Annotated in this window: 12 protein-coding genes and 1 pseudogene; 7 read left to right on the forward strand and 6 right to left on the reverse strand. The window is 37.8% G+C overall.

The features are described from left to right. Nucleotides 1-628 precede the first annotated feature (628 nt). On the forward strand, nucleotides 629-1039 hold the full coding sequence (locus B3P17_RS08920; RefSeq protein WP_252636856.1) for a hypothetical protein: 411 nt from the start codon (nucleotides 629-631) through the stop codon (nucleotides 1037-1039). Between the two features lie 132 nt (nucleotides 1040-1171). Then, entirely contained in the window at nucleotides 1172-2197 is a 1026-nt protein-coding gene (locus tag B3P17_RS08925; protein ID WP_252636854.1) for a threonine aldolase family protein, read from the forward strand. 10 nt (nucleotides 2198-2207) lie between these two features. Here B3P17_RS08925 and B3P17_RS08930 read toward each other — a convergent pair whose 3' ends face one another. Next, a complete protein-coding gene (locus B3P17_RS08930) occupies nucleotides 2208-3893 on the reverse strand; it encodes a peptidoglycan DD-metalloendopeptidase family protein (RefSeq protein ID WP_252636852.1) in 1686 nt (561 codons plus the stop codon). Between the two features lie 338 nt (nucleotides 3894-4231). Between B3P17_RS08930 and rpsT the strand changes: the two genes are divergently transcribed. Together rpsT and B3P17_RS08940 are read left to right on the forward strand one after the other, a co-directional pair. Continuing rightward, on the forward strand, nucleotides 4232-4483 hold the full coding sequence (gene rpsT / locus B3P17_RS08935) for a 30S ribosomal protein S20 (protein ID WP_006843113.1): 252 nt from the start codon (nucleotides 4232-4234) through the stop codon (nucleotides 4481-4483). Between the two features lie 384 nt (nucleotides 4484-4867). Then, nucleotides 4868-5236 (forward strand): Hsp20/alpha crystallin family protein, encoded by a 369-nt coding sequence (locus tag B3P17_RS08940; protein ID WP_291105163.1) that lies wholly within the window; start codon nucleotides 4868-4870, stop codon nucleotides 5234-5236. A 79-nt stretch (nucleotides 5237-5315) separates the two neighbouring features. On the opposite strand, the gene sucD is transcribed toward B3P17_RS08940, so the two are convergent. From sucD to B3P17_RS08965, 5 genes are all read right to left on the reverse strand, one after another. Continuing rightward, nucleotides 5316-6188 (reverse strand): succinate--CoA ligase subunit alpha, encoded by an 873-nt coding sequence (gene sucD, locus B3P17_RS08945; protein WP_291105165.1) that lies wholly within the window; start codon nucleotides 6186-6188, stop codon nucleotides 5316-5318. A gap of 46 nt (nucleotides 6189-6234) precedes the next feature. After that, complete coding sequence (gene sucC, locus B3P17_RS08950; protein WP_252636849.1) at nucleotides 6235-7371, reverse strand: ADP-forming succinate--CoA ligase subunit beta; 1137 nt, start codon at nucleotides 7369-7371, stop codon at nucleotides 6235-6237. 266 nt (nucleotides 7372-7637) lie between these two features. Beyond that, nucleotides 7638-8144, reverse strand: a complete 507-nt coding sequence (locus tag B3P17_RS08955) for an RNA polymerase sigma factor (protein WP_291105169.1) — start codon at nucleotides 8142-8144, stop codon at nucleotides 7638-7640. A gap of 426 nt (nucleotides 8145-8570) precedes the next feature. Further along, nucleotides 8571-10031 (reverse strand): NAD(P)H-hydrate dehydratase, encoded by a 1461-nt coding sequence (locus tag B3P17_RS08960; protein ID WP_252636847.1) that lies wholly within the window; start codon nucleotides 10029-10031, stop codon nucleotides 8571-8573. Nucleotides 10032-10042: 11 nt separating this feature from the next. Next, nucleotides 10043-10705 (reverse strand): B3/B4 domain-containing protein, encoded by a 663-nt coding sequence (locus tag B3P17_RS08965; protein WP_252636845.1) that lies wholly within the window; start codon nucleotides 10703-10705, stop codon nucleotides 10043-10045. A 185-nt stretch (nucleotides 10706-10890) separates the two neighbouring features. Between B3P17_RS08965 and B3P17_RS08970 the strand changes: the two genes are divergently transcribed. The 3 genes and pseudogenes from B3P17_RS08970 to B3P17_RS08980 all read left to right on the forward strand — a co-directional run. Then, nucleotides 10891-12405 (forward strand): cobyric acid synthase, encoded by a 1515-nt coding sequence (locus B3P17_RS08970; protein WP_252636844.1) that lies wholly within the window; start codon nucleotides 10891-10893, stop codon nucleotides 12403-12405. After that, nucleotides 12402-13406 carry a threonine-phosphate decarboxylase gene (locus B3P17_RS08975; protein ID WP_252636841.1) on the forward strand — a complete coding sequence of 335 codons (1005 nt, stop codon included), beginning with the start codon at nucleotides 12402-12404 and terminating at the stop codon, nucleotides 13404-13406. Before B3P17_RS08970 ends, B3P17_RS08975 begins: the two co-directional genes overlap by 4 nt. Then, nucleotides 13397-13517, forward strand: a pseudogene (locus B3P17_RS08980) (cobalamin biosynthesis protein CobD); the annotation flags it as partial. The gene B3P17_RS08975 and the pseudogene B3P17_RS08980, both read left to right, overlap by 10 nt.

The raw sequence follows: 13517 nt of genomic DNA on the forward strand, positions 1-13517 counted from the left end.
GTGAATATTTCTCTGTTTTTTACGAAACTGTTATTTTATAAAATATTTTTCAAAAGTTGTATCTTTTAAACATTATGACTTCTATAGTTGTTTTTAGGGTATGCGTTTGTTTATATTTTATTTTGTAGAGGNNAAAGAAATAGCACAAATAACGGATAATGATCGACAGCAATTTACTGATGACATGTCTGCAAATGCAAACCTATTAGTCAAACAGTTTAAGGATGATGCTAAGCTTGATTTTACTATCGAAAGTTTGCGTGAAGTTGACCTTATAATAAAGGATAGCATTGTGTTTTATAAAAAGGCTGACTCAGAGACTAAAAGGAAGATGATAATAAAAATTGGAGCCTACGTATTTGAAGTGGCAAGAAAAACGTTTGGAGGACAATACTATTGGTATAATCGTTTAGATCAACCTATATTAGTTACAGGTCAACCCGAATTTGAAATGTCATTCTTAGCGTATGAGAAAGTCAGGGGGTGTTTCGAAAACGGAAAACAGAATGAAATTTCGCCTGTTTTTGAAGATTATGCAGTAGGGATAGCAAATAAATCTACCCTGATGATTGTATAGAAAGTACGATTCCTTAAAATTTAACTATTAACCCACATTTTATAATAACTCATGAAAAGATATTCACCATATATAAAAAAGTATATCAAGGAGATAACTGAAGCCGGATATACTGTCAACGATAGTGGGAGTCATATATCAAAAAGCATTGGTTGCTACGAAATATTAATTACAGATCTCACTGTTAAAAGCTTATTTACAAAGATAAAAAAGGTTCTTGTTTGGATAAAGAACAAAGAAACAAGAGTCATAGAGATAGAGAAGCTATATAAGCATGAGCTTCTGCCTCTTCCTTTCCATAAAATAGATAGTTTTGTGCAAAATGCGATCGCTGACTTTGGTGTAGAGGATACAGATGTTGGGGTGGTGAAAGAACAGAAGGTGGTTCGTGATTTGGATTTGAAGATTCCTATCCCTAAGATTAATGTCAGGGAAGTTCCTGTTCGAGATATAAGAGTCTGAATATAATTTATAAAACATCCTAATTTAGGATGTTTTTTTATTTGTAAGGACTTTATATTTCCTTCTATATATTCTAATCAATATTCTCTCTTTATACTTAAATTTACACTCGAAAAATAATAAAGAAATAAAATGAAGTATAGTTTCGCGAATGATTACTCTGAAGGATGCCACCCTTCTGTGTTAAATGCTCTTGTAGAAAGCAATCTCGTACAACAATCTGGATATGGAGATGATGAATATACGCGGCGTGCAGCTAAGATGATTGCAGAATTAACACACAAACCGAATGTCGGAGTGCATTTGATAGCTGGCGGAACTTTGGCAAATTTAGTCGTTTTATCTTCTATTCTGCGTCCTTTTGAGTCTGTTGTGGCTCCTACAACCGGGCATATTTATGTAAACGAAACTGGAGCAATAGAGGCAACCGGGCATAAAGTAGAAGCTGCACCAACTGTTGATGGAAAGTTGCGTTCACAGGATATCAAACCGTTCTTGAATAAGCTTCGCGGACATCATGTTGTTCGTACAAGAGTTGTTTATATCTCTAATTCTACCGAATTGGGAACTATATATACAAAGCAAGAGTTATCTGATCTTTATTCTTTCTGCAAAGAAAATGATTTGATTTTGTTTATGGACGGTGCTCGTTTACCTATGGCTTTGACTGCTGAATCTAATGATATGACTTTAGCTGATATTGCAGCTTTTACTGATGTGTTTTATATTGGTGGTACAAAATGTGGAGCTCTGTTAGGAGAGGCAGTTGTTATAACAAACCGTGAGTTAGACAAAGATTTCAAATATCACCTTAAGCAGCGAGGTGCTCTTACTGCAAAGGGTAGGGTGATGGGAGTGCAATTTGATCAACTGCTCCAAGGTAACCTGATCTTTGATTTAGCAGCCCATGCAAATAAAATGGCTGCGAAAATGGCTGCTGCATTCAAGGCTTTAGGCTATGCTATGCTGATAGACTCTGATACCAATCAAATATTTCCAATATTAACGAATGAAGTGATAAGTCGTCTGCAAAAAGACTATTCCTTTCTTACATGGAGTGTTGTTGATGATAATCATTCTGCAATGAGATTTATTACTTCCTGGGCTACTCCTGAGTCTATTGTAGATGAGTTTATCGAAGATCTGAAGACGTTATAAACAACAATTTCTAATACTTAAATTCATACCGGTACGTTGAAGTGTTTCCGCACTTATCCGTTGCTGTGAATACTAATTTTTGCATTTGTCCCTTTTTCAGTCGTGAAGAATCGAACTTATAAGAATAGATCGGAGATTTTACATCGTTTTCGAACAATACGAATGCGTCATTGATTGTGCCTTTGTATGAAGCTATACCGCTGAGGTTGTCCGATAATTTGATTCTTATTGTAGCATGTCTGGCCCATCTTTCGGGTTGAATGGGTGTGATTGTCGGGGCCTTGGTGTCGGCATCAATGGTGTATGTGTTTCCAAGTTCTCTTATCCGTCCAATGATTTTTCCTTCTTTATATGTTCCCCCTATCCAGATTTCGTTATTCCCCTTGATGCGTACAATGCCATATTGAGATTTATTGGATAAGGTGTCTTTCTTTAATTTTATTGTAATGTTGCAATAATCTTGCAAGGGAACATGTATGTCATTGACTCTGTATAAGTCAGCAAGATACTTTTCTGACCGATTTTTTTTTAGCATAAAGCACAGGTCATCATACAGGTATTCTTTGGGAATGCAGATGCTGAATGATTCTGTTGAATAGCTATTCTCCTCGTTCCATACCATGCGTTGCGAGCAAGTTCTCTTCTGAGGGATCGTTTGCTCTCTCCCTTTTACGCTGAACGAATAGTTTGTTTGATTCCCATACATATCTTCAAGTTCGTAACGAAGATTGTATACCCGCTCTTCTTTTATATCAATATGCCCATTATTTACCGATTTATAAAAAGGGAGTTTATTACCCGGTTCAATGTAAGATTTTTGATAGAAAATTCTCCTCCGGCTCCAATAATCGAAGTCTGTCATACTATTAATCATCCGGGTTTGCTTAAAATCTACATGAGATAAATTAGAAGAAAATATTTCTTTGTCGTCACAAAACAGTCTGACTTTTTTTACGCCATATATATTTGAAGTACCATCCATTCTGTCATTCGCATAAACTCCAAATCCAATTCTCCCCCATACTTCTGCTGTGTCTTTTAATGTGGCGTAAGCTCCATTCTTTAGCATGGGAACATTTCTGAAGTAAGGGTGACGGCTAAAATCTACTGCACCTTTTTCATTTATAGGATATATCGCTATTCCTTTTATTTGAGGTGCTTGCGTGTCTGTTATAGCATCTTTGTAATATTCCAAAGGATCAATGGCTATTTGATTTGCAGTGTTTCTTATTTCAAAGTGTACGTGTGGCCCTCCTGAAGATCCTGTATTTCCGCTATAGGCAACAAGCTCACCTTTTTTTACCGGAATTTCTTCTTTTCCTAATGTGATGTCTATGTGGAAGCTTTCACGCTCATACTGTTTGTCTTTTATAAATTTTGATATTTTGGGTGCGAATTTATTGAGGTGTCCGTATACACTTGTTTGTCCGGTGGAAGGGTAGTCTATATAAAGTGCAAGTCCATAGCCCGATGCCGAAACAGAGATACGGGATACATATCCGTCCTCCATAGCATACACAGGCTTGTTCACCACTCTTTCGGTTTTTAGATCAATACCGGAATGAAAATGGTTTGGCCTGAGTTCTCCGAAGTTAGCACTGAGGATTAGCGGTATATCAAGTGGAGACCTGTAGGCGTTCTGCGCTACAGCGTTAAATGCATATATAAGGGATAAAAATATTAAAATTTTCTTCATGTGTTTTGTATAAATTCATTACAAAAATAGGAGAATATGGAGACCTTCACAAGTTTTTGTTTGTTAATGGATATTCTTTACTATTTCTTGATCAAATAATGTTATTGACTATCAGGAGTCTATCGTTTTGTGTGAAATATTTTAGAAAAAAATAGCCGCAAATATTTGCACATAACCAAAAATGCCTTACCTTTGCATCCGCAATCAAGGGAGAATGATACTGCAAAACAGAGAAGCTCCACAGGATGGCCCATTCGTCTATCGGTTAGGACGNNGGGTTCGACTCCCCTATGGGCTACTTAATAAGAAATAAAATAACAATATAAGGATTAGTCGATATGGCAAATCATAAATCAGCAGAAAAAAGAATCAGACAAGCAGAAACAAGACGCTTGAGAAACAGATATGTAGCTAGAACAACTCGTAATGCAGTTCGTAAATTTCGTTTACTGACTGATAAAGAAGAGGCTCAAAAGCAATATCCTTCAGTTTGCTCTATGCTTGACAGACTAGCTAAGAAAAATGTGATTCACAAGAATAAAGCAGGAAACTTGAAGTCAAAATTAGCTGCTCACGTTCATTCTCTGTAAATAATACTAATATTCTATTATAGATAGAGGCTAGACTTTTGATAGGTTTAGCCTTTATTAATTTATAAAAACTTCTATACGTTGGATATAGAAGTTTTTCTTGTATCTGACAGAATGTCTCGTTTGTTTTTTTGTTTTTTAGGTATGTGTTCTGATTATTAGATGTTTGCTTTTTTTTTGTTCGATTTTTTTTATTTGTTTTTATGACACAATTGCAGTGTGGCCTACTTTTTGCATTTGTATTTATAGATGAAATTAGATTCTGTAATAACAGATAAAAATTAATTTAATTAAGGAGGATACAGCAATGAAAAATCAATTAATTAGAAAATTTGACTNNTTGACAGAAGTGGGAGCTTTTTCCCTACATTCTTTAGCAATTATTTGAATGATGATTTATTCAGCTTTGTTGAAGGAAATCTTCCGGCAACAAATATTACTGAAAATGACAAATCATTCAATATTGAATTGTCTATACCCGGATTTAAGAAAGAGGACGTAAGAATAGAGATAGAAAAGGGCGTTCTTAAAATTTCGGCGCAGAGTGAAACACAGAGTGAAGAAAAAGATGAAAACGAAAAAGTTTTACGTCAAGAGTTCAGGGCCTCTTCATTCTCACGTAGTTTTGCAATACCTGAGAACGTTGATGCAGAAAGTATTGAAGCTTCACAAAAAGACGGAGTATTGCAAATCACTTTACCGAAGTTAAATAAGGCATTAGAGGATAAGGTAAAAAAGATTGAAATTAAATAACTTCGTTTTATCAAAGGGTTTTTAGTGAAAGAGGTTGCCAAGTTAGGCAACCTCTTTCTGTTTTATGTTGTAATCATCTTTACTTCTTCAACTTTTCTTTTAATATACCCGGTATTTCCGATGGTTCTTTAGCTACTTGGACGCTCGCAGCCTCTAATGCTGCAATTTTCTCGGCTGCAGTACCCGATCCGCTCGATATAATAGCTCCCGCATGTCCCATTTGTTTTCCCGGAGGAGCCGATTGCCCGGCAATAAAGCCAACTACGGGTTTTGTTACATGCTTCTTTATATACTCGGCGGCTTGTTCTTCTGCGTTTCCGCCAATCTCTCCAATCATAACAATGGCATCTGTGTCCGGATCGTTTTGAAGCATCTCCAGTAATTCACGGAAGTATAATCCTACAACAGGGTCTCCTCCCATTCCTATTGCTGAAGATTGTCCCATACCATTTGCTGTTAAATGATATACAACTTCATAAGTTAGAGTTCCACTACGGCTGATAACTCCGATATTCCCTTTCTTAAATATTTGTCCGGGTAATATTCCCACCAAGCTTTTTTCAGGAGACATTAGTCCTGGGCAATTAGGGCCAATAAGCATAGCTCCTTTCATTTGTACAAAGCGGTGTGCTTTGACTACATCTAATGTGGGAACACCTTCGGATATGCAGATAATAAGTGCGATGCCTGCATCAGCCGCCTCCATAATAGCATCTGCGGCGAAGCGTGCCGGAACGAATATAATAGATGTGTTTGCTTGTGTTGCTTTTACAGCATCGGCGACAGTATTGAATACTGGAACACCAAGGATATCGGTTCCTCCTTTTCCTGGAGTAGTTCCGCCTACAACTTTAGTTCCGTATTCTAACATCTTTTTTGTATGGAAACTACCGTCTCTCCCGGTAATTCCTTGTACGATCAATCGTGTTGATTCATTTATAAGTATACTCATATTTTTCTTTTTTAGCTTTGATCATTACTTAATATCAGCAATAAGCTTATTCTTTGGAGGCTGCCACTGCCATTCGGGTGGCTTCGCCCATTGTTTCTGCAACCTTAAATCGAGTTCCGATCAACATTTCTCTTCCCTCTTTTTCATTTGTGCCTGTAAGGCGTACAATCACAGGAATATCTGTTTTTAGTTGCTCAAAGGCAGAAAGTAAACCCGACGCAACATCATCACAGCGAGTTATACCACCAAATATATTAATCAACACAACTTTTACTTTTGGATCTTTCAATAACAGAGTCATAGCATCTATTACCTTGTTGGGGTTGGAGCTTCCTCCAATATCAAGAAAGTTTGCAGGGGCACCGCCATATAGTTTTATCATATCCATTGTAGCCATCGCCAGTCCGGCTCCGTTTACCATGCAACCGATCTCTCCATCGAGTCTTACAAAGCTGAATCCTTTCTCTTTGGCTGCTGTTTCTACTTTTTCGTCTTCCGTAGGCTCAAAAAGGCTCAGTATTTCCGGCTGACGATATAAGGCATTATCGTCGAATGTCATTTTTGCATCCACAGCCAATAGTTTTCCGTCTTTGGTGGTAACCAGCGGATTAATTTCAGCTAGTGATGCATCTTTATCTATGAATAATTTATATAGCCTCTGTAATATAGAAGCCATTTGATTTACTTGATTTAGGTCTTGAAATAAGACAAAGGCAAATTTGCGGGCAAGATAGTCGGGCAGCCCAACCAACGGGTCTATCGCAAATTTATAAATTTTCTCAGGAGTCTTCTCTGCTACTTCCTCAATATCTACTCCACCTTCGGCACACATCATTAGTATGACTGACTTTGTATTTCGGTCTATTATAAAACTCATATAATATTCCAACGCTATGTCTACGGCTTCAGTTACGATGACTTTCGTAACGGGATAACCTTTGATGGTTAGTCCAAGAATATTTTTTGCATGATCTTTGGCTTCTTCTTTGCTTTTTGCGAGTTTTACTCCTCCGGCTTTGCCCCGACCTCCGGTTAATACTTGTGCTTTTATTACTACGCATTCCTTGTCCAACTCTTCGTATGCAACTGCTGCCTCTCCAGGCTCATAGCATAGTATTTGTTCTTTAACAGGGATACCGTAGGATGAGAATAAATCTTTAGCTTGGTATTCGTGTATCTTCATTGGTATAATTTTTTAGTGTTCACTACTACAAACTACAAAATCTAAAATTAGCAGGAAGTTTTGATAAATGATATATGTTTTCTACTTTTTATAGGGGTATGAACTATAGAAAATATTTATAAGTATTTGTTTTTCTAGCGATAAGAACCGAATATAGGCTTTTATTGAAGAACAATTGTTATAATAAGATAAGGACATATTCTGTCTTCCAAAATATGCCCTTATCTTATATTGATGCTGACTCAGGATGTGAACTGATAGTTTTATTAATAGTCTTTGAGTAACTCTTGCAGCCTTTTTCTGGCAAAAAAGATACGACTCTTTATTGTGCCTAATGGTAGATTCATCTTTTTAGCTATTTCTTCATATTTATAGCCCGATAGATGCATTGTAAAAGGAACCCGATGTTCTTCATTAAATGTATTCAATACCTTATATATTTCTATATATGAATAAGCATCTTCAGGAGAATCCGAAGCTGAATTCTGAGCGAGATTTATCCAATATAAATTTTCAGTTTGATNNACGATAGTCTGGTTGCGAAGGGCTTGGCGATAATTATTCACAAAGATGTTGTGCATAATCGTGAAGACCCATCCTTTAAAGTTGATATTATCGTAATATTTATCAAAGCTGCTCAATACTTTAAGGGTTGCTTCCTGAGTAAGGTCCTTTGCATCTTCTTTATCCGATGTTAATCTAAAAGCAAAGCTTAGCATGTTGCTTTGTAGACTTATCAAGCTCTTTTCCAATGCCTGTTTTTTAGCTTCCATAATTTTATTCTTTTAATTATGAGGAGCTATTATAGTGCGTAAGTAACAACTTTGTGATTGGTATAACAAAGATATGAATATTATTGAAACAATTGCACTTGCAACTAATATTGTTAGGCTTATTTATTTTATATTATTTGAGGTCGTCTATATATTGTTGTTTTCGAGTTTGTTATTCGTTATTATGAGCTTATCTATTATATATAGATTTATTCTATTTGGTTAGTGTAGATTTACTTGTGATAAGCGTATAATATTTCTTATATTTTTCAAGAATAATAGATAAATATATTGTTAATTAATTAGAAATCATGAACTTTTTCATTCTGCACGTCGTTATAAGAATGTGTAGTTTGTAAAGTTTGTGTTAAGGTACAGGAAGTCTGCGATGTGATTTTGCGGGCTTCTTTTTTTGTATTTCCTTCGTTAAAGGAAGTCGATAATATCTTTGCTATTCATACTTTCGATACCCCATTTCGCAGCAGCTTTGTCTCCGGCAAGTCCATGTGCGTATACTCCCAGTATTGCAGCATGAGCACTACTATATCCCCTTGCTAATAATCCTGTAATATATCCTGTGAGCACGTCTCCACTACCACCTTTGGCCATGCCGCTATTTCCTGTAGAATTAAAATAGCAATTGCCATCGGGTAAGCATATCATCGTGTGTGCTCCTTTCACGATAATAATCGACTTTATATTGGCTGCATAGCGTCTCACAAGGTTTATCTTTTCTTCCTCATCGTGCCATTCTCCAACCAAACGCTTGAGCTCTCCCGGGTGAGGCGTGAGAATACTGTTTTCGGGGACTCGCTGCTTTATATGGTAATCGTCTGCTAATATATTCAGTGCATCAGCATCGATTACAAAGGGTTGTTTGTATGAAGTAGTCAGTAGTTCTTTGAATGCCTCGCCTGTCTGGTGTCTCTGTCCAAGTCCGCAGCCGATGCCTATTGCGGTATATTTGGATAAATCTTTGGGTACAGAAGAGAAGTAATCTTCATCATCGAGGCTGAGCATTGCTGAAGGATAATTTGCCTGTATTGCAAAGCGCTCGTTGTAAGATATGTGTGTAGTAACTAATCCGCATCCCGAGCGTAGGGCTGCACCTGTGGCTAAGGTGGCTGCACCAGCCATTCCTTTCGATCCGCAAATAAGTAAAGCATGACCATAAGTACCTTTATGTCCGAATTTTTCTCGTTTGAGTGTTATACTTTGTATATACTCTTTTGTAATATAGTGGTATAGCGATGGGGCGTTCTCTATATACTCTCTGCTAAGCCCAATCGACAGGGTTATTATTTCTCCGCAATACTCTCCGGCTTCAGGCAAAAGCATGGCAAGTTTGGGAAACTCTAGGGTAAGGGTAATATCCGCTTTTATAACCGTCTGATCCGTATTACCGAATTCACTCATCATACCCGACGGAAGATCGATGGAAATAACCTTATTGGGTAATGAGTTAACTTTTCTGATAATAGACAATAAAGGCTCTTTCAAAGTACCTTTTACACCTGTTCCTAAAAACGAATCTATAAGGATCTGTTTATTGGAAATTCTATTTATATCTGTAACCCTTTCAATATAAGAAGGGAGCCGTTCTAAATTGATCGCGCATTCACTCGTCAGTTGCTCTTTATCGAATGGAAGATATACCGAACAGTCATACCCTGCATGAAACAAAATGCGGGCAATAGCTAGTCCATCGCCGCCGTTATTTCCTTTTCCTATGAGGAATAAGAGGGGAAAGGCTTTACTTATATTGTTGCATATCCATTCAGCAATAGCATTAGAAGCTCTTTCCATCAGGTCGATAGAACTTATCGGTTCATGTTCGATCGTATATCTATCCGCTTCTTTTATCTGAGTGCCTGTTAATATTTTCATGGTCGTTCCATTTAATAATAGACTATCTTATCTTTTTCCGAGTCTGTATATTTTTTCAATAAGGCCTGCATATATTCGGCAGCCTCTTTCAAACCATTCGTTCCGCTATACCCGTTTATCAAAGCCAAGAAATTAGTTGTTTCTACGCTTAGTTTTGTTCTTTCGTGGTCGCTTGTTGGTGTACCGATGCCTCCTAAAGAGTCACGGTATACAGGTAACCCTTCTATATTTAATATACCTTTTCCGATACCTTCGTAAGGTTCGTTTTCTTTGCCTATTCCCAATATTAAGCTGTCTCCTTGTATTTTATCTGCATCGAATCCACCTATCGAGTATCCGGTCTTTATCGAAACAAGGTTGATGAGGTCAACCAATGTATCGATCTGGTATAATGGTAAATCGCGCAATATACGACGACATAAGGCTTCCGCAGACGGGCGATAGCGATTGGGGTCTTTCCCAAACTTCTTATATGCCTCTCGGGTGGCTGCGATAGCCGGATTCTTTTTTATATCTTCTATCTCGTGATTTGCTCTATATTCTTCCGATAATATGTTGATCTCATCCCACAACTCCTTATTGTGGAGAGTGTTTTTTACCTTCGCAAAAATAGCAGCTCCGTGAAAGTCGGGCCAAAGGTTCTTGATCTCTTCCGATATGTTTATTCTTATCATGATACAAAGTTATTTTAGAGAAAAAGGTGACAAAAGTAACAAAAGTAACAGGTGTTTGTATGTTTCTGATCTGTCACCTTTTTTGTTCCACGTATATATAATAGATAAATTGATACACTCAAAGATACACTTTTTCACAGATAAAAGTTCTACCTTTACCACTCGTAAATTATAGTTCATTTTTCATGTCTCATTCTCAAAAAGCCTCAAAGCAGCTTCATCCTGTCATGTTTGCAGGAACGGGCAGCGATGTGGGTAAAAGTATAATCACTGCGGCGTTTTGCCGTATCTTTCTACAGGATGGTTATCGTCCTGCACCTTTCAAAGCGCAAAATATGGCGTTGAATTCCTATGCTACACCCGAAGGGTTGGAGATAGGGCGTGCACAAGCTGTACAGGCCGAAGCTGCGGGCGTACCTTGCCATACGGATATGAATCCTTTGCTGTTGAAGCCGACTACAGACAAGGTTTGTCAAGTTGTGCTTAATGGAAAGCCGGTAGGTAATCAACACGCTTATGAGTACTTTAGAGTGGAAGGCAGAGAGCAACTCCGCAAAGAGGTAAATGATGCATTCGACCGTTTGGCACAGCGATACAATCCTGTGGTGATGGAAGGTGCAGGCAGTATTTCGGAGATAAATCTGCGGGCTGTCGATTTGGTAAATATGCCAATGGCTATACATGCCAAAGCCGATGTAATATTGGTGGCGGATATAGATCGGGGTGGTGTTTTCGCTTCTGTCTATGGCTCTATTATGTTGCTCACCGAAGAAGAAAGAAAGCATGTAAAAGGTATTCTTATCAATAAGTTCAGGGGAGATATCCGCTTGTTCGAATCGGGTGTTAAGATGATAGAAGACCTTTGCCAAATACCGGTAATTGGCGTTGTGCCATACTATAAGGATATTTATATAGAAGAGGAAGACTCTGTGATGCTGCAAACAAAGAATCTTCAGGCCACACATGGGAAGGTGAATGTTGCAGTCGTATTACTAAGGCACTTGTCTAACTTTACTGACTTTAATGTATTGGAGCGTGACCCGCGTGTACATCTTTATTATACCAATAATACAGATGAAATAGAAAAAGCAGATATCGTGCTCATACCCGGCAGTAAGAGTACTCTTTCCGACTTATACGAGATCCGTCGCAACGGTGTAGCCCAAAGTATTGTAAAAGCCCATAAAAACGGAGCAACAGTAGTCGGTATCTGTGGCGGCTATCAGATAATGGGGCAGGAGGTTTGCGATCCCAATCACGTGGAAAGTAATATAGAACGCTTACCCGGACTAGGACTACTGCCTATAACAACACAGATGGAAGGCGAAAAAGTAACCCGTCAGGTGAAGTTCTCTTTCTTGAATACCCAATCTGTATGTGAAGGCTACGAAATACACATGGGAGCAACTACTCCGGTAGAGAATGCAAAACAAGCTTCTTTAAATAGACTGGAAGATGGTAGGGGAGACGGGTATTTTGTAAGTGAGAAATGTTTTGGTACATATATACATGGTATCTTGGACAATGGGGTAGTTATAGATTATCTTTTATCTCCTTATGCCGATAAACTATCCGATACGCCTTTCGATTTCAAGGCGTTTAAAGAAGAACAATACAATAAGTTGGCAGACCATGTTCGTAAGCATGTGGATATGGATTTGGTTTATAAAATAATGACAGATAACAACGGCTTATCATGATCAACGGGCACGGAGACGATATATATAATTACGGTAAGAAAATCGTAAGTAATTTCAGTTCTAATATATATACCCGGCAGGACTTGTCTGTATTGGATGACTATTTGTGTTCTCGTATAGCGTCGATACACTCGTATCCCGAGCCGGATGCAATTTCTCTTTCGAGACTGATAGCAGATCAAAACCAAGTAGCTACAAATAATATCTGCATAACAAATGGTGCTACCGAAGCCATTTATATGATAGCTCAGGCTTTTAGAGGAAAACACTCTGCTGTTATTCACCCTACCTTTAGCGAATACGGAGACGCCTGTTTGGTAAATGACCATGTTGTCAGTATGGTAAAATCTATAGATGATGTCCCGGAGCAAGCAGATATCGTTTGGCTTTGTAACCCTAACAATCCTACAGGAACAGTTACAGATAAAGAGACGTTGAAAGAATATATCATATCTCATACTGAGAAATATATTGTTATAGATCAGTCTTATGAATATTTTACAACCAAATCGCTGTTTTCTGTATCAGAAGCAATGCAATACAAGAATGTGATATTGTTGCATTCTATGACAAAGCGTTATGCTATTCCCGGACTTCGGTTGGGATATATAACGGCCTGTTCAGAAACATTGGCATTGATTTCTAAATATTGTATGCCTTGGTCTGTAAACGGATTGGCGATAGAGGCGGGTAAATTCCTATTGGAGAATGGAGCTGAGATAATAAACGTAGAAGAATATATTGCAGAAGCAAAACGCTTCCATAAGGGATTATCACAGATAGAAACACTAGAGGTATATGATACCGATACACATTTTTTCTTATGCCGGCTGACGGATAAAAAAGCTTCGGAACTAAAAGAATATTTGATTCAAAAACATGGCATACTAATCCGTGATGCTTCTAATTTTTATGGCTTGAATGAACATTATTTCCGTGTTGCAACACAGTCGCCCGAAGAAAATGATACGTTTGTAAAAGCAATTAAAGGATGGATATAAAACTCTTGTATACTCTTTTGCCTTTGTTGATAGGCTGGACTGCCGACAAATTGTTTGGCGACCCCCGCTGGTTGCCCCATCCAGTAGTGGCTATGGGTAAAATTATAGCAT

It is taken from the genome of Dysgonomonas sp. UBA7630 (assembly GCF_002483985.1).
Classification (GTDB): Bacteria; Bacteroidota; Bacteroidia; order Bacteroidales; family Dysgonomonadaceae; genus Dysgonomonas.